Annotated in this window: 20 protein-coding genes and 1 tRNA gene; 10 read left to right on the forward strand and 11 right to left on the reverse strand. The window is 64.0% G+C overall.

The genetic code is table 11. The annotated features are described in order from the left end of the window. The first annotated feature begins 289 nt into the window (after positions 1 to 289). Both ACOJSJ_RS16110 and ACOJSJ_RS16115 read left to right on the forward strand, forming a co-directional pair. Complete coding sequence (locus tag ACOJSJ_RS16110; protein WP_420145977.1) at positions 290 to 1,474, forward strand: peptidoglycan DD-metalloendopeptidase family protein; 1,185 nt, start codon at positions 290 to 292, stop codon at positions 1,472 to 1,474. Continuing rightward, positions 1,455 to 1,832 (forward strand): bactofilin family protein, encoded by a 378-nt coding sequence (locus ACOJSJ_RS16115; RefSeq protein ID WP_420145978.1) that lies wholly within the window; start codon positions 1,455 to 1,457, stop codon positions 1,830 to 1,832. The genes ACOJSJ_RS16110 and ACOJSJ_RS16115 overlap by 20 nt, the downstream gene beginning before the upstream one ends. A gap of 195 nt (positions 1,833 to 2,027) precedes the next feature. Here the strand turns inward: ACOJSJ_RS16115 and ACOJSJ_RS16120 are convergent, their stop codons facing one another. The 8 genes from ACOJSJ_RS16120 to yajC all read right to left on the reverse strand — a co-directional run bounded on the left by ACOJSJ_RS16120 (position 2,028) and on the right by yajC (position 10,434). After that, positions 2,028 to 3,536, reverse strand: coding sequence for a YifB family Mg chelatase-like AAA ATPase (locus ACOJSJ_RS16120; RefSeq protein WP_420145979.1), 1,509 nt, complete (start codon positions 3,534 to 3,536; stop codon positions 2,028 to 2,030). 20 nt (positions 3,537 to 3,556) lie between these two features. Further along, entirely contained in the window at positions 3,557 to 4,240 is a 684-nt protein-coding gene (locus ACOJSJ_RS16125; protein ID WP_420145980.1) for an RlmE family RNA methyltransferase, read from the reverse strand. Continuing rightward, complete coding sequence (locus ACOJSJ_RS16130; RefSeq protein ID WP_420146016.1) at positions 4,237 to 5,358, reverse strand: Ppx/GppA phosphatase family protein; 1,122 nt, start codon at positions 5,356 to 5,358, stop codon at positions 4,237 to 4,239. Before ACOJSJ_RS16130 ends, ACOJSJ_RS16125 begins: the two co-directional genes overlap by 4 nt. A 140-nt stretch (positions 5,359 to 5,498) precedes the next feature. Beyond that, positions 5,499 to 6,923 carry a M20/M25/M40 family metallo-hydrolase gene (locus tag ACOJSJ_RS16135; RefSeq protein WP_420145981.1) on the reverse strand — a complete coding sequence of 475 codons (1,425 nt, stop codon included), beginning with the start codon at positions 6,921 to 6,923 and terminating at the stop codon, positions 5,499 to 5,501. A 156-nt stretch (positions 6,924 to 7,079) separates the two neighbouring features. Beyond that, complete coding sequence (locus ACOJSJ_RS16140) at positions 7,080 to 7,472, reverse strand: MTH938/NDUFAF3 family protein (RefSeq protein ID WP_420145982.1); 393 nt, start codon at positions 7,470 to 7,472, stop codon at positions 7,080 to 7,082. 8 nt (positions 7,473 to 7,480) lie between these two features. Next, positions 7,481 to 8,470: a protein translocase subunit SecF gene (secF, locus tag ACOJSJ_RS16145; protein WP_420145983.1), complete on the reverse strand. Its 990-nt coding sequence runs from the start codon at positions 8,468 to 8,470 to the stop codon at positions 7,481 to 7,483. A gap of 21 nt (positions 8,471 to 8,491) precedes the next feature. Then, a complete protein-coding gene (secD, locus tag ACOJSJ_RS16150) occupies positions 8,492 to 10,090 on the reverse strand; it encodes a protein translocase subunit SecD (RefSeq protein ID WP_420145984.1) in 1,599 nt (532 codons plus the stop codon). An 8-nt stretch (positions 10,091 to 10,098) separates the two neighbouring features. Continuing rightward, entirely contained in the window at positions 10,099 to 10,434 is a 336-nt protein-coding gene (gene yajC, locus ACOJSJ_RS16155; RefSeq protein ID WP_420145985.1) for a preprotein translocase subunit YajC, read from the reverse strand. A gap of 185 nt (positions 10,435 to 10,619) precedes the next feature. Between yajC and ACOJSJ_RS16160 the strand changes: the two genes are divergently transcribed. The 3 genes from ACOJSJ_RS16160 (at position 10,620) to ACOJSJ_RS16170 (ending at position 11,713) form a co-directional block, all read left to right on the forward strand. After that, a tRNA-Pro gene (locus ACOJSJ_RS16160) sits at positions 10,620 to 10,696 on the forward strand. Between the two features lie 194 nt (positions 10,697 to 10,890). Continuing rightward, positions 10,891 to 11,430, forward strand: coding sequence for a glycoside hydrolase family 108 protein (locus tag ACOJSJ_RS16165; RefSeq protein ID WP_420145986.1), 540 nt, complete (start codon positions 10,891 to 10,893; stop codon positions 11,428 to 11,430). A gap of 13 nt (positions 11,431 to 11,443) precedes the next feature. After that, a complete protein-coding gene (locus ACOJSJ_RS16170; RefSeq protein ID WP_420145987.1) occupies positions 11,444 to 11,713 on the forward strand; it encodes a 3TM-type holin in 270 nt (89 codons plus the stop codon). 7 nt (positions 11,714 to 11,720) lie between these two features. On the opposite strand, the gene ACOJSJ_RS16175 is transcribed toward ACOJSJ_RS16170, so the two are convergent. Further along, positions 11,721 to 12,599, reverse strand: coding sequence for a LysR family transcriptional regulator (locus tag ACOJSJ_RS16175; protein WP_420145988.1), 879 nt, complete (start codon positions 12,597 to 12,599; stop codon positions 11,721 to 11,723). A 113-nt stretch (positions 12,600 to 12,712) separates the two neighbouring features. Between ACOJSJ_RS16175 and ACOJSJ_RS16180 the strand changes: the two genes are divergently transcribed. After that, a complete protein-coding gene (locus ACOJSJ_RS16180; RefSeq protein ID WP_420145989.1) occupies positions 12,713 to 14,227 on the forward strand; it encodes an acetyl-CoA hydrolase/transferase family protein in 1,515 nt (504 codons plus the stop codon). A gap of 165 nt (positions 14,228 to 14,392) precedes the next feature. On the opposite strand, the gene ACOJSJ_RS16185 is transcribed toward ACOJSJ_RS16180, so the two are convergent. Together ACOJSJ_RS16185 and ACOJSJ_RS16190 are read right to left on the reverse strand one after the other, a co-directional pair. Then, the gene (locus ACOJSJ_RS16185; RefSeq protein ID WP_420145990.1) at positions 14,393 to 14,857 is read right to left on the reverse strand and encodes a hypothetical protein; all 465 of its coding nucleotides are present in this window, start codon (positions 14,855 to 14,857) and stop codon (positions 14,393 to 14,395) included. 422 nt (positions 14,858 to 15,279) lie between these two features. Further along, the gene (locus tag ACOJSJ_RS16190; protein WP_420145991.1) at positions 15,280 to 15,840 is read right to left on the reverse strand and encodes a hypothetical protein; all 561 of its coding nucleotides are present in this window, start codon (positions 15,838 to 15,840) and stop codon (positions 15,280 to 15,282) included. 314 nt (positions 15,841 to 16,154) lie between these two features. Here ACOJSJ_RS16190 and rpsM point away from each other — a divergent pair, with 314 nt between their 5' ends. From rpsM to rplQ, 4 genes are all read left to right on the forward strand, one after another. Continuing rightward, complete coding sequence (gene rpsM, locus ACOJSJ_RS16195) at positions 16,155 to 16,523, forward strand: 30S ribosomal protein S13 (protein ID WP_007707977.1); 369 nt, start codon at positions 16,155 to 16,157, stop codon at positions 16,521 to 16,523. A gap of 76 nt (positions 16,524 to 16,599) precedes the next feature. Next, on the forward strand, positions 16,600 to 16,989 hold the full coding sequence (gene rpsK, locus ACOJSJ_RS16200; RefSeq protein WP_004208752.1) for a 30S ribosomal protein S11: 390 nt from the start codon (positions 16,600 to 16,602) through the stop codon (positions 16,987 to 16,989). A gap of 119 nt (positions 16,990 to 17,108) precedes the next feature. Then, positions 17,109 to 18,170: a DNA-directed RNA polymerase subunit alpha gene (locus ACOJSJ_RS16205; RefSeq protein WP_420145992.1), complete on the forward strand. Its 1,062-nt coding sequence runs from the start codon at positions 17,109 to 17,111 to the stop codon at positions 18,168 to 18,170. 173 nt (positions 18,171 to 18,343) lie between these two features. Next, positions 18,344 to 18,766: a 50S ribosomal protein L17 gene (gene rplQ / locus ACOJSJ_RS16210; protein WP_420145993.1), complete on the forward strand. Its 423-nt coding sequence runs from the start codon at positions 18,344 to 18,346 to the stop codon at positions 18,764 to 18,766. Positions 18,767 to 18,844 lie beyond the last annotated feature (78 nt).

The raw sequence follows: 18,844 nt of genomic DNA on the forward strand, positions 1-18,844 counted from the left end.
GAGACGAGACTCAGCAAGGCAGTCCGCCGGGCAGCGGGCCTATAGCGATGGTCGGGCAAAGGGTCAAGCGAGCCGGAGTGCGCAGCCGTCGCGGCAAAACCGGCGCGACGGCCAACCCGAAAAGTGAAAAATATCGTCATGAGCCGGGAACCAAAGCGACGAATACTCATTTCGCCCCATTGCACCTTCGACTCGTCACGAGTCCGCATCGGCGGATTCGCGCGAAAGGCAAAGCTTTGCTACCGGCCCCGCGGGGAAAAGAAGCTTAACAAAGAGTCGCGGGGTCGCATTGTCGCATCAGAAGAAGAAGGGACTGGCCGTCCTGAAGGAACGGCTGCACGCCCTCTGCCCTGAGCGGGAGATTTTCCTGCGCTCCGGTGGCCAGGTCAGATTCATCCGAATTTCGCGCCGCGCGCAATTGGCCGTAGGCGGACTGGTGTCCGCCGCGCTGATCGGCTGGGCGGGCGTTACCATATCCATGGTCGCCAGCAGCGCGTCGGTCGACCAGCAACGCGCCGCCCTGCTCCAGCAGGGCAAGTCCGTCGCCAGCGCCGCCAGCAAGGTCGAAGGTTATCGCCAGTCGGTCGAGGATCTGGCGCAGGATCTGGAAGCCCGACAGGACTTCATGGACGACCTCTACAAAACGCATTTCGGCGCAGAGGGTGGCAAGGATGCCGGGGCCGATCTGGTCGGCGGCGACGCCCAGGACAGCAAGGGCGATAAGAAGGACGCGAAGATCAGCATGGCGCCCGAAGCCGCGCCGCTGGTCAAGCTGGAGGAACGGCAGCGCCGTTTCGCCCTACTTCTAACCCATGCGGTCGAGCGCCGCGCCGACAAGGCCGCCGCCGCCATCCGCAGTTTCGGCCTCAACCCCGACAAGCTGGCCCGCACCGCCGCCCGCGCACAGGGTGGTCCTTTCGTGCCATGGAAGGGCGACAAGGGCGCGCTGACGCATGAACTGGAAGATCTGGCCGACGCCATGTCGCGCATGGAATTTCTGGAACGCAGCCTGCTGACCATCCCATCGGGCCAGCCGACCGGATCGCCGATGTTGACCAGTTCCTACGGTTATCGCCGCGATCCGTTCAATGGCCATGCCGCCTTTCATGCGGGGCTCGATTTCCCCGGCCGCTATGGCCAGCCGATCAACGCGGCGGCCGATGGCAAGGTCAGCTATGTCGGCCAGCGTCAGGGCTATGGCAATGTCGTGGAAGTCGAACATGGCAACGGCATCATGACCCGCTATGCCCACCTGTCCCGCTTCGCCAGCAAGGTGGGACAAAAGGTTGCGCGCGGCGACACGATCGGCCGCATGGGTTCGACCGGTCGTTCGACCGGCACGCATCTGCATTTCGAGGTCCGGCTGAACGGTCAGGCCGTCAATCCCCGCCCCTTTCTGGAGGCCCGCAAAGATGTTCTCCAAATCCAGCAAGTCGCCACGGCCCGCTTCGCCGATGTCCGCGACCGGGGGTAAATCCATTCCCTTCTCGCTGATCGGCGGCGATGTGACGATCAGCGGCAACCTGTCTGCGTCCGTTGACCTGCATGTCGACGGCGTGATCGATGGCGACATCAGCTGCGCCGCACTGGTACAGGGACCGGACAGCCGCATCACCGGCCATGTCACGGCGCAGAGCGCACGACTGGCGGGGCTGGTGGATGGCTCCATCACGGCGGGCGAGCTGATCGTGGAAAGCAGCGCGCGGGTGACCGGCGACGTGGTCTATGAACGCATCACCATCGAACCGGGCAGCCGCGTCGAAGGGCGGTTCCGCCCCAAGAACAGCGACATGCCGGTCGCCGAAGTGAAACTGATCGCCAGCGACAACTGAGCGGGCATCGCGGCGGATTTGGGTAGGGAGCAGACGACAGCTTTTCGATTTCAAACCTTGGTCGTCATGCCAGCAAAGGCTGGCATCTCTGTGGGTCCGGCGTGTCATGGCCTGAGATTCCAGCCTTGGCTTCGCCGTCCTTCGGGTCGCTGGGATGACATATAGTGGCGGGAAATGCCCAAAGCAGCCGCCCAATCAGTTCACGGGAGGCCGCCGCCGATAGCTGAGCGCCTCCGCCACATGCACCCGACCGACCCGGTCGGCGCCTGCCAGATCGGCGATCGTCCGCGCCACCCGCAACACCCGCGTATAACCCCGCGCCGACATCTTCATCGCGGCCGCCGCCTGCGCCAATAATTGTCGCCCTGCTTCGTCCGGTCCGGCAACATCTTCCAGTCGCTCGCCATCCACTTCCGCATTGGTTCGCACGCTACTGCCCGCGTAGCGCGCCGTTTGCAGTCCGCGCGCGGCCGCAACACGGGCGGCGACTTCGGCCGAACCTTCGGTCGGCGGCGGCAGCACCAGATCGGCGGCGGTCACCGCCTGCACATCGACATGCAGGTCGATGCGGTCGAGCAGCGGCCCGGAAACCTTCGCCTGATAATCCGACGCGCAGCGCGGCGCGCGGGAACAGGCCAGCGCCGGATCGCCCAGATGCCCGCAACGACAGGGATTCATCGCCGCGATCAATTGCACCCGCGCCGGAAAGGTCACATGCGCATTGGCCCGCGCCACCGTCACCTCCCCCGTTTCCAGCGGCTGGCGCAGCGAATCGAGCACCGTGCGCTGAAATTCCGGCAGTTCGTCCAGGAACAGCACGCCCAGATGCGCCATGCTGACTTCGCCGGGCCGTGCCTTCAGCCCGCCCCCGACCAGCGCCGCCATCGACGCGCTGTGATGCGGATGGCGAAATGGCCGCGCGCGACTGATCCGCCCACCTTCCAGCGTGCCCGCGACGCTGGCCACCATCGAACTTTCAAGCGCTTCGGACGGGGTCATGTCGGGCAGGATTCCGGGCAGGCAGCTGGCCATCAAGGATTTGCCCGCACCCGGCGGCCCGACCATCAGCAGGTTATGGCCACCCGCCGCCGCGATCTCCAGCGCACGCTTGGCGACTTCCTGCCCCTTCACCTGTTTGAGGTCGGCGGTGCGGAGCGGCGGTTCGACCGCGCCGGGTTGCGGCGGCGACAGGGCGGCCGTTCCCTTGAAATGGTTGAGCAGGCTGAGCAGATCGGGCGCGGCGACGACCTCCACCTGCCCCGCCCAGGCGGCCTCCGCCCCCTGCGCGGCGGGGCAGACAAGGCCCATATCCTGCCCGCCCGCGTGCAGCGCGGCCAGCAGCACGCCGGGCGACGGAGCGGTGCGCCCGTCCAGCCCCAATTCGCCCACCACCACATAACCTGCCAGCGTTTCCGCATCGATCACGCCCATCGCCCCCAGCAGGGCCAATGCGATGGGCAGGTCGAAATGCGATCCTTCCTTGGGCAGATCGGCAGGCGACAGATTGACCGTGATGCGCTTTGGCGGCAGGGACAGGCCGATGGCGGCAATGGCGTTGCGCACCCGCTCCCGACTTTCGGCCACCGCCTTGTCGGGCAGGCCGACGAGGATGAAATTGGGGAGGCCCGGCACCAGCTGGCACTGTACCTGAACGGCACGCGCTTCCAGCCCCAGATAGGCGACCGTCGAAACCGTTGCGACCACTTTCCCCCCAATATGCTAAATCAGGTCGGGTCGGCCCCTTCGTCCGGCCGCCCCTTGAACCCCTGCGCCACGACATACCATTCGACGCTGCCCTTGCGACTGGCAGGGGGCTTTGCATGTTTGATCGTCGTGAAATTCTTCTTGAGCATCACCAACAGGTCGCCGTCCGTGCCCCCGGCGAAAACCTTCGCCACGAACGTCCCGCCCTTACGCAGATTTTCCACCGCGAACAGGGCCGCCGCCTCGACCAGGCCCATGGTGCGCAGGTGATCGGTCTGGGCATGGCCGACCGTATTGGCCGCCATGTCGGAAATGATCAGGTCCGGTTCCTGCCCCAATGCGTCGCGCAGCAGGTCGGGCGCCTTGTCGTCCATGAAATCCATTTCGAACAGGGTAACGCCGGGAATGGGATCGGTCGGGAGCAGGTCGATCCCCACCACCGCCGCCTTGGGCGCCATCTTGCGCACGACCTGCGCCCAGCCGCCCGGCGCGACGCCAAGGTCCACGACCGCGCGCGATCCTTTGACGAAGTGGAATTTCTCATCCAGTTCGATCAGCTTGAAGGCGGCGCGACTGCGCCACCCTTCCTGCTTCGCCTTGCGGACATAGGGGTCGTTCAGATGCCGTTCGAGCCAGCGCACCGATTGCGCGGTACGTCCCTTGGCCGATTTGACGCGCACCTTGCCGGCGCCGGAGCCTCTCACATCACCCTCCCGTCGCGGTCCATCAGGCCGCGCAATATGCCTTCGCGGATACCGCGATCCGCCACGCCCAGCCGTGCGGCGGGCCATATGTCCAATATCGATTCGAGGATCGCGCAGCCCGCGACCACCAGATCCGCCCGTTCCGTGCCGATACAAGGCAATTTTTGCCGTTCGGCCAGCGCCATGCCCGACAGCCGTTCCGAAATGGCGCGCATCGCTTCGCAGGGAACGATGAGGCCATCGATCGCCTGCCGGTCATAGCGCGGCAGGTTGAGGTGCAGGCTGGCCAATGTCGTCACCGTGCCGGACGTGCCAAGCAGGCGGATGTCCTGCGCCCCCTTGGGTAGGCGGCGGGCGAGCGGGGCAAAGGCTTCGCTGACCCGCCCGCGCATGCGTTCATAGGCTGCCAGCCGATCCGTCATATTGCCATGGTCGAAGGCTTCGCTTTCGGTCAGCGATACGACGCCCCAAGGCGCGCTGACCCAGTCGACGATGCGCGGCGCACCCGATGAGCCATGCGAATCGACCAGCACCAGTTCGGTCGATCCGCCACCAATGTCGAAGATCAGCGCGGGGCCATCGCCCGGTTCCAGCAGCGCATGGCATCCCAGCACCGCCAGCCGCGCTTCTTCCTGCGCGCTGATGATGTCGAGGACGATGCCGGTTTCCTTATAGACGCGCTGGATGAATTCCGCGCCATTGGACGCGCGGCGGCATGCTTCGGTCGCGACCGATCGCGCCAGCGTGACATGGCGGCGGCGCAGCTTGTCCGCGCAGACGGACAGGGCGGCGATGGCCCGGTCGATCGCCGCGTCGCTGATCCGGCCGGTCGACGCCAGCCCTTCGCCCAGACGCACGATGCGGGAAAAGGCATCCACGACGATGAAGCCGTCGGCGGAAGGTTTGGCGATCAGCAGACGGCAATTATTGGTGCCAAGGTCAATCGCGGCATAGGAACGCCGGTCGCGCGCGCCATGCGGCGAAAGCCCCCGCTGTATCGGGGGCGGCGTAAGGGCCGCAGCCTTGCTCCCTTGGCCCGAACCGGAACGGGCGCGCTTGCCCGCATAACGGCCGGTCGAACCGGAACTCTGCGGCGATGGGCGGCTTTGCTGCACCATGCCGTAACTCACTTCCACAATCGCCAGTCCCCAATGCGGGACCGGAACTTGCCTCCATGCTTAAGCAGATATGCCGATATGCGCAAGCGGTGCCGGTCGCCGGGCCGGGGGCACCCGACCGGATGCCCCCTCTCCCCATCTCATTGCGTATAGAGTTTCACCAGACGGTAGAGAAAGGCGCGGCCATCCATCAGCGATTTGACACGGATGCGTTCGTTCAGGCCATGAACCCCCTGCCCGTCCGGATCGGCGAACATGCCCGACACGCCATAGGTCGGGATGCCCGCCGCATTGGTGAAACGTCCGTCGGTCGCCCCGGTGGCGAGGCGCGGGATGACCGGCACGCCCGGCCACATTTCCTTCGTCAGCGTTTCGATCGGCCCCATGATCTGCGGCGTCAGTTCGGGCGCGGAGGATTTGGGCTGGGGCGGATCGGCCAGAGTGACCTTGACCTTCGGGTCGGCGGCGACTTCGGACAGGCGCGCCAGCACCGCGTCCACGCTTTCGCCCGGAATGATGCGGCAATTGACGTTCGCGCTCACCGACTGCGGCTGGGCATTGGGGGCGTGGCCGCCACTGATCAGCGTCGGGATGCAGGTGGTGCGCAACGTCGCGTTCCAGCTGGCGCTTTCCGCCGACACCGTAGCATAGTCGGCCTCGCTGGCCTTGCCCGAACCGATTGCCGCCATCGCCGCCGACACCTTGGCCGGATAGAGCGGCGCCGACGCCCCGAAATAGGCTTTGGCCGCCGGGGTCAGGTTCACCGGGAAATCATAATCGTTGATCCGCGACAGCGCCGCCGCCATCCATCCGATCGCGTTGACGCGGGGCGTCTGGCGCGAACTGTGGCCGCCGGGCGCGGTCGCCGTCAGGGTGAAGTCCTGATAGACTTTCTCCCCCGCCTGCACGCCCTGACTGACCGGCTTGCCATTTTCGTCCAGCGATCCGCCGCCGCCTTCATTCAGCGCCCATCCGGCCTTCAGCGCATCGGGCCGGTTCTTGAGCAGATATTCAACGCCGTTCAGCGCCTTTTCCGTTTCTTCGCCACAGGTCAGCGCCAGCTTGATCGTGCGCTTGGGCCTATACCCTTCAGCCTTGTACCGGATCATCTGGTCGGTGAAGGCCGCCGCCATCGCCTTGTCATCCGATGTCCCGCGCCCGTAGAAATAGCCGCCTTCCTCTATCAGGGTGAAGGGATCGCGTTCCCAGTCGGCCCGCTTGGCCGCCACCACATCAATATGGGCGAGCAGCAGGACGGCGGGCAGCTTTGCGTTGCGGCCGCGCAGGATGGTGGTCAGATTGCCTTCCCTGGGGTGTGCCGGATCGGTGACGATCGCGATGTCGGCATCGGCATAGCCCGCTGCCTTCAGCCGTGCCCCCATGCGCTCCGCCGCCAGCGTGCAACTACCGTCCGGCCAGCTCGAATCGGTTTCCACCAGTTCCTTGTAAAGCGCCCGAAAGGCCGGTTCGTCCCCGCGCGCCTGTGCATCGGGGGTTGCGGCATGAACGCTGGTGGAGACGAGCAGCGCGGCCAGAAGGCCAGCGGCAGGATAGCGCAACGACATGAAAAAGCCCCCTTGGGTTCGGCAAGGGGGCGACTTTGGCCAAAGCGAGACGGGACGGCAAGTCATGAACGTCCGTTCGCTTCGAGCCTGTCGAAAAGCGGCTGGCGCGGGCCTTTACGTTTCTCGGCACGTTCGAACCGACCGGTGGTAATGGCTTTATAACGGCAGCAGCGCCGCCACGATCTGCCGCTCCTCGGCGCGCAACACGCCCCACGCGCGGGCGGCGGCGCGGCTGTCCATCGCCTCCACGCCGATGCCCAACGCCTCCACAGCGCGGACGAAGGGGCGTGGCGGCTGACGCAGACCAACGCCGGTGCCCAGCAGCAGAAATTCAGGACGGGGATCGGTGTCGAACAGGTTGCCCAGCGCCGTGACCGTCAGCGTGTCGATGGTCGGCGCGTCGATCCACGCCATCGCACGCACCGGGCTGAGCAGCAGGCCGTCCGGGAACACGTCGTCGCGCACCCGAAAGCCCCGCCCCTGAAAGCCGGTGACGATCGGTCCCTGACCGTCATCGTCCCGGCGCAGCTTGATGCCCGTATCGCTCATGGCGCCTGTCAGGGCCTGGCCCCATCATCACGCGGTCCAACACGTTCGGCGGTCCCGGCATAATCGCCCTTCTTGGCCGCCTTCTTTTCCGACGTCTGCGGGCTGAGGCCCAGCGAGATCAGCAGCGAAGACGACACATAGACCGACGAATAGGTGCCCACGATAATGCCCAGCATCATGGCGGCGGTGAAGCCGCGCAGCACATGGCCGCCCAGCAGCAGCAGCGCACCCAGCGCCAGCAGGATAGTGACCGACGTCATCACCGTACGCGGCAAGGTTTCGTTGACGGACAGGTCGATCAGCGCCTTCATGTCCATCTTGCGATATTTGCGCATATTTTCGCGAATACGGTCGTCAATCACCATCTTGTCGTTGATGGAATAACCCACGATCGTCAGCACGGCGGCAATGATGTTGAGGTCGAATTCCAGCTGGGTGATCGCAAAGAAGCCCAGCGTCATCAGCACGTCGTGGACGATCGCGACAAAGGTCGATACGCCGAACTGCCATTCGTAACGGAACCAGCTGAACACCGCGATCCCGACGATGGCCAGCACGACGGCCAGCACGCCATTCTGGATCAGTTCGCCTGATACCTTGCTAGACACCGTATCGTAGCGGGAGAAGGTAACGCCGGGGAATTCGGCAACCATGCCCTTGCGGGTCTTTTCCACCAGAGCATTGGCTGCGCCTGCGCCGCCCTGTTCGGGCAGGGGCAGGCGGATCTGCACCGTATTGGCATCGCCGAACTGCTGAAGCGAGCTTTCGCCCACATCCAGACGGGCGATGGTGCTGCGCACCTTGTCGGTATCGACCGCCTGCGGGAACTTCGCCTCGATCATCAGGCCGCCGACGAAATCGACGCCCAGATTCAGGCCCTTGTGAACGGTCGCGCCGATCGCCAGCACCGTCAGCAAAGCGGTGAGCGCGAACGCCCATTTCCGCACGGCGACGAAGCCGATATTGGTGTTGTCGGGGACGAGCTTGAGAAGTTTCATGGGTTTTTCCTCCCGCCCCTCTTAAATATGGATGTCGGTCGGACGGGTGCGACGCACCCAGTTCGACACGATCAGACGGGTAAAGGTGACGGCGGTGAACACGCTGGTCGCGATGCCGATCAGCAGAACGATGGCAAAGCCCTTCACCGGACCGGAACCGAGCGCCAGCATGATGCCGCCTGCAATGGCGTGCGTCACGTTCGCTTCGAAAATGGTGCGGCTGGCTTCCTTGTAACCATGTTCGATCGACGCCACGACGTTGCGCCCGCGCCGCCGTTCTTCACGAATGCGTTCGTAGATCAGCACGTTGGCGTCCACCGCCGTACCGATGGTCAGCACGAAACCGGCGATGCCCGGCAGCGTCAGCGTGGCGCCAAGGATGCCCATGACGCCCAGAATGACCAGCACGTTGATGGTGACGGCCAGGTTCGCGTACAGGCCGAACCGGCCGTAGCTCATGAACATGAAGGTCGCGACCGCAACCACCGCGACGATCGACGCGATCAGGCCCGCCCGGATCGAATCGGCGCCCAGGCCCGGCCCGACGGTGCGTTCCTCCACCACGGTCAGCGCGACGGGCAGCTTGCCCGAACGCAGCGCGATGGCAAGCTGGTTGGCGCTTTCGACGGTGAAGCTGCCGCTGACCTGTGCACTGCCGCCCAGAATCGGTTCGTTGATGTTCGGGGCCGACAGCACCCTGCCATCCAAGATGATGGCGAAGGGGCGATTGACATTCTGCGACGTCACCTGCCCGAATTTGCGGCCACCCGAACTGTTGAAGCGGATGTTGACGATCGGCTGATTACTCTGGTCATAGCCCTGCGTCGCGTCGGTCAGGTCTTCACCCGACACCATCACCTGACGCTTCACCGCGATGAAGGGGATACCGGCCGGGTTCGCGGCATAGGGCAGCACTTCGCTGCCCACGGGCGCGCGGCCCTGCGCCACTTCGGACGGATTGGCGGTCGTATCGACCAGCTTGAATTCCAGCTTCGCGGTCTGGCCCAGCAGATCCTTCAGCGCCTTGGGATTTTGCAGGCCCGGCACCTGCACGACGATGCGGTTGTCGCCCTGCTGCTGGATCGTGGGTTCGCGCGTGCCCATTTCGTCGATGCGCTTGCGGATGACTTCGGTCGCGACTTCCATTGCGCTCTTCACCGCGCTCTTGATGCCCGCATCGGTCGGCGTGATGACGATGGTGGAGCTGTTGACAACTTCCACATTGAAATCGCGCTGGCCGGTCAGGCCCGCGCCCTGCGTCAGCGGACGGATGCGCTCGACGGCGGCATCGACCTGGCTCGGTTCGCGAACCATGAAGCTGAGCTTTCCGTCGCGGCTCGAAATGTCGCCGATGGCGATCCGGGGATCGGCACGACGCAGTTCGGTGCGAACCTGCTCTTCCATATTGGTCAGGCGCTGCTTGGCCACATCCTGCGTCGACGCTTCGAGCAGCAGGTGGCTGCCGCCCGACAGGTCGAGGCCGAGGTTGACGCGCGTACGCATGAAACCGGGCAGTTGCGCCACGGCGGAATCGGGCAGGAAGCTGGGCACGGCGCACAGGGCGCCGATCAGCAACGGCAGGATGATCGCGGCGATCGCCCAGCGCGAAAAGTTCAGCATGGGATGGCTCAGTCGTTCGCGGGTTTGGCGGCGGTCGGGTCGATCACTTCGGTCAGGGTCGACTTGACCGCCTTGACCTTCATGCCCGGCGCCAGTTCGATGTCGGCATAAATGTCATCGACGCGCGAAACCTTGCCGACGAGGCCGCCGCCGGTGATGACCTGATCGCCCTTCTTCACGGCGTCGATCTTGGCCTTATGCTCCTTCATCTTCTTTTGCTGCGGACGGATCAGCAGGAAATAGAAGACCACGAAAATCAGGACCAGCGGCGCCATCTGCACCAATATGCCGGCGCCGGACGCTTGCCCGCCCGCGGTCTGGGCAAAGGCTGGAGTAATGAACATGGGTGGGACTGCCTTATTTTCTGTCGGTCGCGCACGCCGGTTCGGCACGCACGGATCAAGGGCGCGCGGCTAACATGATATGGGGGCAGGAGGCAATATGATTAGGGATTGAGGCAGGCTGTGCGATATTATGCGATTGTGCGCTTGCGCTTTCCATTCGGGGCTTCTAAAGGGCGCCCTCCGGTCGGGACGTAGCGCAGCCTGGTAGCGCATCACACTGGGGGTGTGGGGGTCGGAGGTTCGAATCCTCTCGTCCCGACCAAAATTTTCGGACCAAGCGGCTGTCCGCAGGACAGCTGCCCGAAAAATTTCCTAAGGCAGGCGCGGGATGCATTTTTCCCGCAAATCCATCCTTACATGCTCCCATGTGCGCGCGATTCGGCGGTCAGGCGGCTGTCCTACAGCGAACCATATGGGATAAATGATTCGCCTCTTTCCTGAACTGGAGGCGACCCCATGGATATTCACGACCTGATCGAAGAGGTCATCGCCCGCGAGGGCGGCTATACCCACCATCCCGCCGATCGCGGCGGCCCCACCAATATGGGCATCACCGAAGCGGTTGCGCGCGCCAATGGCTATGCCGGCATCATGAAGGAAATGCCGCGCAGCTTTGCCGAAACCATCTATCGGCGCCTTTACTGGGAACGGCCGGGCTATGCCTTCGTCGCCGAAATGAGCTGGCCTGTCGCTGCGGAACTGTTCGATACCGCCGTGAATATGGGACCGGCGACCGCCAACGGCTTTCTTCAGCGCGCGCTCAATGCACTCAACCGCAACCAGAAGGATTATCCCGACCTGACGGTGGACCGGCTGATCGGCGCGCACACCCTGGCGGCGCTCCGCGCGTTCCGCATGCTGCGCGGATCGGCGGGGGACAAGGTGCTGATCAGAACGCTCAACGCGTTGCAGGGCGAACGCTATGTCGCTCTGGCCGAACAGCGCCCGGCGAACGAGGCCTTTCTATATGGCTGGCTTGCCAACCGGATCGGTTAGAATGGAACAGGTCATGCACCAGGATATGGACGGCGAACCCAACGATCCGTGGACCCGGCGCGCACGACCGGCCTTCCTCTATGTGATGTACGCGCTTCTGCTCTGGTCGGTGCCGATGGGATTGATCGCGGGCGTGCGCGCCGATGTGGCTGCCGCCATCATCAACGGCATGCGCGCCTATCTGAACGCGCTGCCCGAACCGCTCTATGCCCTGTTTGGCACGGGCTATCTGGGCTATACGGCGGCGCGGGCATGGGGGAAGGCCAAAGGGCTGGAGCGATAGCCCGCCATCAATCCGCCGCCGGGAAATGCGCCTTGATGAAATTCAGCACGATGCGCGCACGGGGCGGCAGGCGACGGCGCGAAGGGTGAACCGCAAAAATGTCGAGCGGGGCGATTTCGCTGTCGGGCAAGACCGGCAACAGTCGCCCCGCCGCCATGTCCGCCTCCACGCGGATCGTCGGCAGCATGGCGATGCCAAGCCCATTGAGCGCGGCGCGATGCACCGCTTCGCTATTGTCCGACCGGAACAGGCCGTTCACCAGACATTCCTGCCCGTCGATCGTCCATCGTGTGGGCATGTCGCCATAGGCATAGGCGATGCATTGATGCCGGGCCAGCGCATCGACCGATCCCGGCCTGCCATGACGGAGCAGATAGTCGGGATGCGCGACCAGACAGCGCGCCAGTGGTCCCAGCCGATGAACGACCAGGCTGTCGTCGCCGATCGGCCCGACCCGCACCGCCAGATCCAGCCGGTCCTCCACCACGTCGCGCTGCCAGTCGGTCATCGCGCAATCGATGTGCAGGCCGGGATAAAGGCGCCCCAGTTCGCCCAGACGCTCGACATAATGAAGGCCGAGCGCGGTCGTCACGCCGATCCGCACCAGCCCGTGCGGCAGATCCCGCTCAGGCCCAAAGTCCGCCTCCGCCATATCCAGCGCGTCGAGCATGGTGCGCGCATGGATCAGCAACTGATCCGCTTCGCCCGTGGGCACCAGCCGCCGCGTGGTGCGATGAAACAGGCGGACGCCAAAATGCGCCTCCACCAGATCGAGCCGCCGCGCGATGGTCGTATGGCTGGCATGCATTTCCTTGCCCACGCGGGAGAAGCTGGGCACTTCGGCCAGGCGGACGAATGTCCGCAGGGCGATCAATAGATCCGACATATACACGACTCTTGCACAGATATTGTGCGGCCTATCCTTATTGTCCCCGGAACCAAAAAACCACAACTGCACCGCCACGCTCCGCTGCACGGGAGCGCAAGGAGGATGAGAGGATGAGCGCCAACCGTATCGCCCATGGAGGACTGGCCGCCAAAAGCCGGTCTGCCGAGGAGGCAGCCGCGCTGATCAAAGATGGCATGACCGTGGGGATGAGCGGCTTTACCGGCTCCGGCTATCCCAAGGCCGTGCCGCTGGCACTGGCCGAACGCATCACCGACGCGCATGCCGCGGGCGACCCGTTTCGCGTCAAGATCTGGACCGGCGCATCGACTGGTCCCGAACTGGACGGCGCGCTGGCCAAGGCCGACGGCATCGAATTTCGCCTGCCCTATAATAGCGATCCCATCGCCCGCGAACGCATCAACAAGGGCGAGATGCATTATTTCGACATGCATCTCAGCCAGGTGGCGCCCATGGCGTGGCAGGGCTTTCTGGGCGATCTGGACGTCGCCGTCGTGGAAGTTACCGGCATTACCGCCGACGGCGATCTGATCCCGTCGGCATCGGTTGGCAACAACAAGACCTGGATCGACCGCGCCAAGAAGATCATCTTGGAGGTCAATCGCTGGCAGAACCCCGCGCTGGAGGGGATGCACGACATCTATTACGGCACCGCCCTGCCGCCCCACCGCCTGTCCATCCCGCTGGTGCTGGCCGACCAGCGCATCGGGCAACCCACGTTCCGCTGCGATCCTGCCAAAGTCATCGCCGTGGTCGAAACCGATGCGCCGGACCGCAACGCCCCCTTCACGCCGCCCGATGCGACCGCCCACGCCATTGCGGGCCATCTGCTCGAATTTCTGAGCCATGAAGTGCGCCGCGGCCGCCTGCCCGCGTCGTTGCTGCCGCTACAATCAGGCGTGGGCAACATCGCCAATGCGGTGCTGACCGGTCTGATCGATTCGCCGTTCGACAATATGGTCGCCTATACCGAAGTTATTCAGGACGGCATGCTGGACCTGCTGGATTCGGGCAAGATGCGCATGGCGAGCGCCACCGCCTTTTCCCTGTCGCCCGATGCGGCGGCGCGCGTCAACGCGGACATGGGGCGGTATCGCGACAAGATGATCCTGCGCCCGCAGGAAATCAGCAACCATCCCGAAATCGTCCGGCGCCTTGGCTGCATCGCAATGAACGGCCTGATCGAAGCCGACATCTATGGCAATGTGAACAGCACGCACCTGATGGGATCGCGCATTCAGAACGGCATCGGCGGATCTGGCGACTTTGCGCGCAACGCCTATCTGTCGATCTTCATGACGCCCTCGACCGCCAAGGGCGGCGCGATTTCGGCGATCGTGCCGCATTGCAGCCATGTCGACCATATCAATCAGGACGTGCAGGTGATCGTGACCGAGCAGGGTCTGGCCGACCTGCGCGGCCTCGCCCCGCGCCAGCGGGCAGAGGTCATCATCGCCAACTGCGCCCATCCCGATTTCCGCCCGATGCTGGCGGACTATTTTGCGCGCGCGCAAAAGGGCAGCTTCGGCCTGCAATCACCGATGCTGCCCGGTGAAGCGCTCGCCTGGCACCAGCGCTATATCGAGACAGGCACGATGCGGGGGTAGGAGCGGTTTCGCGCCGGACGCACATCCGGCGGATCGAAAATCGCGCAAACCGAAGGAGTCGGAGCGACGGCGCCCCCGCCGCATCGATCCCGCATCATGTCCGGCGGGCCTGCAGGCGCACATGCAGGCCCGCCATTTTATGATGGCTATTTCATTGTGCCCACATCACCGGGCGTGCGTGCCATAACGCGCCTTTCCAGCCTCTCGCAAAGCATTGAGCGCGTGCGGGTCGCCTGTTCCGATATAGGGGCGTGTAGGCGGCGTACCGGCCGGGCAGCGCTCAATCCCATGCTCTTCTGTATAACGAAGCGCATTATATCCGCCCGTACTGCTCATCCGCAGGAGCCAGACCCCATCTTTCCGGACCATATATGTGTGCTGTACGGTGAGAATTCCTATGGTCTTGTCGGCCACCTGCCCATCCAGCACGCGCGTAACTTTCAAATCGACGAACCAGGGCCACGACATGATGATGCAGTCGCTGCCACAATCCGGAATTTCGCTGGGAATTTGTTCGATGGGCCGCGCGATCAGTTTCACATCGTAACAATTGGAAGCAGCGCCCATCGCGTCATCCGCCTTCGCGTCCGGCGATGCCAAGGCCATAGCGGCAATCAAAAGGGCTGACATCACGCATTGTTCTCACGCATGAGAGGGGCCGCCGGACGCTTGCGCCCCGACGGCCCATCATTGACATGGTCAGCGGCCGGAAGCACCGCCAGAAGGAAAACGGTTGGTCGCGCTATCGATCACCCGCAGACACGGCCCGTGTGTCGGCGCTTAAAATCTGGCGAGTGATGGATCGACGCTAAAGGCGTCGCTCAGCGGCGCGTTTCCCGAATGGACTGAACCGACCCCATTGCTGAACCATGAGACATCGGATCACCTCCTTTCGCTATGTTGAAGCCCGCGTGACCGACTTCGATGTAACCTCTGATCGGCCACGAGACGGACTGTGAATCAGACGGAGGGAAGGATCAAGACTTGTATTTTTCTTTTTTCGAATCATACTTTCGCGTCCACCCTGAGGCCCGGAACGCAAACGCGCCGCTTCAGCCCCGGCAATCCTCTATCACACGCGCCACCTCCGCCCATGCGGGCACGATCAGCGCGTCCTGCCCGGCGACCTCCACGGCGAATTTGCCGCGGCTGTAGGCGATCTGGTCCAGCACCGTGTCCGACGCCGCGCGGACGGCGACAGTCTGAACGGCACCGGCGGATGGGGTCGCTGGCCAGCTGGACGCGCCATAGCTGGTCCGCACGACGATGGCATTTTGCGCCACGCCCGCTCGCGTCAGGCTGACCCGGCGGCCAGCGCGATCGCAACGCAGCGTCAGCAATGGGCTGGCCGGGCCGACGCCAAAGACAGCGACGGTCCCTGCCGCTTCCGCGCGATAGGTCCATGTGCCCGGCGTCGCGGCGCGATACTGCCATTCCGTCGCAACCGGCGCGGGCTGCGCCGTAGGGATCGGCGTCGGGGTGGGTGCAGGCCGCGCGGGGACGGGCGCGGGGCGCGGGGCTGCCGCCACCGGCCGCTGTTGCGGCGGGGCGACGCAGGACGCAAGCAGCGCCAGCGAAGGCAGGAAGACGGCGAAGGATGGAATGGCACGCATGCCCCCCTCCATGCCGGAGCGCGAACGGGCACTCAACCCGAAAAGGGCAAAGCGCCGATCGCGCGAGATCGGCCGTGCGGGCTTTGGTCGGCACATCCCACGCATGGACGCACGGGAATTGACTATTTTCGGGCGAATCGCTACAGGCCCCTTTCCCCTACATGCGGCGAGCGGCGGTGCTTTTGGCACTGGCCGTCTTTTTTGCGTCTAAGGGATTATGTAATTGGCCCTTTTTCCTCGCCAGGGAAAATCGGCTCGGACGCTTTGAGATAGGACGGCGAAAGCCATCCTGTGGAGCAGGAGTAACTAATACCATGGCACGTATTGCGGGTGTCAACATCCCGACCAACAAGCGCGTGATCATCGCGCTGACCTACATCCACGGCATCGGTCGCAAGACCGCCGTCGACCTGGCCGACAAGCTGGGCATCGACCACAGCCGCCGCGTTCAGGACCTGTCGGACGCCGAAGTCCTGCAGATCCGCGAAGCCATCGACGCCGACCTGACCGTCGAAGGCGATCTGCGTCGCGAAACCGCGATGAACATCAAGCGTCTGATGGATCTGGCCTGCTATCGCGGCCTGCGTCACCGTAAGGGCCTGCCGGTCCGCGGCCAGCGCACGCACACCAACGCGCGCACCCGCAAGGGCAAGGCGAAGCCGATCGCCGGCAAGAAGAAGTAATCGTTGAGGGCTGGTCCATCGGACAGGCCCTCCGGCGACTTCTGCTTTTGAACGATTTTTGTAGGATTACAGCAACATGGCACGCGAACCCCAGCGCATTAAGCGCCGCGAACGCAAGAACATCTCGGCCGGCGTCGCGCACGTCAACGCCAGCTTCAACAACACCATGGTGACCATCACCGACGCCCAGGGCAATGCGATTTCCTGGTCCTCGGCCGGCATGATGGGCTTCAAGGGCAGCCGCAAGTCGACCCCGTACGCCGCTCAGGTGTGCGCCGAAGACGCCGGCCGCAAGGCTGCGGAACATGGCGTCCGCACCCTGGAAGTCGAAGTCAAGGGCCCGGGTTCGGGCCGTGAATCGGCTCTGCGTGCCCTTCAGGCCGTTGGTTTCCACATCACCTCGATCCGCGACGTGACGCCGATCCCGCACAATGGCGTGCGTCCGTCCAAGCGTCGCCGCGTCTGATCACGACGCCGCATGACTGGCGGGCGGCGGACGCGCCGCCCGTTTTCCCGTTTGCATCGCCGAAGCGTCCTGTCGGGTCAGGATTTTAAAGCGTTTCGGCCCATCCCCAGGGGAAATACATGACTGTCAACATGAAGAACTGGCAGGAATTGAAGAAGCCCAACACGCTGGAAATCAAGCCGACCAGCGATGGCAAGCGCAAGGCGACCTTCGTCGCCGAGCCGCTAGAGCGTGGTTTCGGCCTGACGCTCGGCAACGCGTTGCGCCGGGTTCTTCTGTCCTCGCTTCAGGGCGCGGCGGTCACCTCGATCAAGATCGAGAACGTCCTGCATGAATTCTCGTCGCTGGCCGGCGTGCGGGAAGATGTCACCGACATCGTCCTGAACATCAAGCAGGTCGCGCTGAAGATGGAAGGCGAAGGCGCCAAGCGTCTCCAGTTGTCCGCCACCGGTCCGGCCGTGGTGAAGGCTGGCGACATCAGCGTCGTGGGCGACATCGAAGTGATGAACCCCGATCTGGTCATCTGCCACCTCGATCAGGGCGCGACCCTGAACATGGAACTGACGGCAGACGTCGGCAAGGGCTATGTTCCCGCCGTCGCGAACCGCCCGGCGGACGCCCCGATCGGTCTCATTCCGATCGACGCGCTCTATTCGCCCGTCCGTCAGGTCGCGTACAAGGTGGACAACACCCGCGTCGGCCAGGAACTGGACTATGACAAGCTGTCGCTGACCGTCGAAACCGACGGCACCGTTACCCCGGAAGATGCCGTGGCCTATGCCGCCCGCATCCTTCAGGACCAGCTTCAGCTGTTCGTCCACTTCGAAGACGCGCTGCCCGCCGCTGCTCCGGCAGCCGGTGCCGCCGCCGCGACCGCTTCGGAAGGCGAAAGCGACGCCAACCAGATCAACCGCTATCTGCTCAAGAAGGTGGACGAACTGGAACTGTCGGTCCGCTCGGCCAACTGCCTCAAGAACGACAACATCATCTATATCGGCGATCTGGTCCAGAAGACCGAAGCCGAGATGCTGCGCACCCCCAATTTCGGCCGCAAGTCGCTGAACGAAATCAAGGAAGTGCTGTCGTCCATGGGCCTGCGTCTGGGCATGGACATCCCCGGCTGGCCGCCGGAAAATATCGAGGAAATGGCCAAGAAGCTCGAACAGGAACTTCTGGGCTAACCGCCAACCTCCGTTCGTTTCGAGCGAAGTCGAGAAACGAGAAGCGCAAGCAGAACGCTTCCCGACAGGCTCGAAGCGAACGGATGTGGTTACAGGGGCATAGGGCGGTCCCCATCAAAACCGCCTGGTCTGGGATACCTCACACGGTCCCTTAACGAACGAAGGAATGAGATATGCGTCATAAAGTTGGTCATCGTAAGCTTCAGCGCAGCACCGGTCACCGTACCGCCCTGCTCCGCAACCTGGCTGCCTCGCTCATCAAGCATGAGCAGATCCTGACCGGCACCGCCAAGGCGAAGGAACTGCGTCCCTACGTCGAAAAGCTGATCACGCTGGCGAAGAAGGGTGGCCTGTCCAACCGTCGTCTGGCCGACGCCCGCCTGAAGGACGATGCGCAGTTGGCCAAGCTGTTCGACGTTCTGGCCGAGCGTTACAAGGATCGCAACGGTGGCTACACCCGCGTGATCAAGGCCGGTTTCCGCGCTTCGGACGCTGCGCCGATCGCGATCATCGAACTGGTCGACCGCGACGTCGATGCGAAGGGCCAGGACAGCGGTCCGGTGTTCAGCGCCGAAGACGAGCTGGAAGAAGCCTGATCGAATCGGTCCTGATTGTCGGGACCGTCGCTTTACCAACAGGCCGTGGCTCTTTAGGGAGCCACGGCCTGTTGTCGT

The sequence above is a fragment of the Sphingobium sp. genome (assembly GCF_048594625.1).
Classification (GTDB): Bacteria; Pseudomonadota; Alphaproteobacteria; order Sphingomonadales; family Sphingomonadaceae; genus Sphingobium.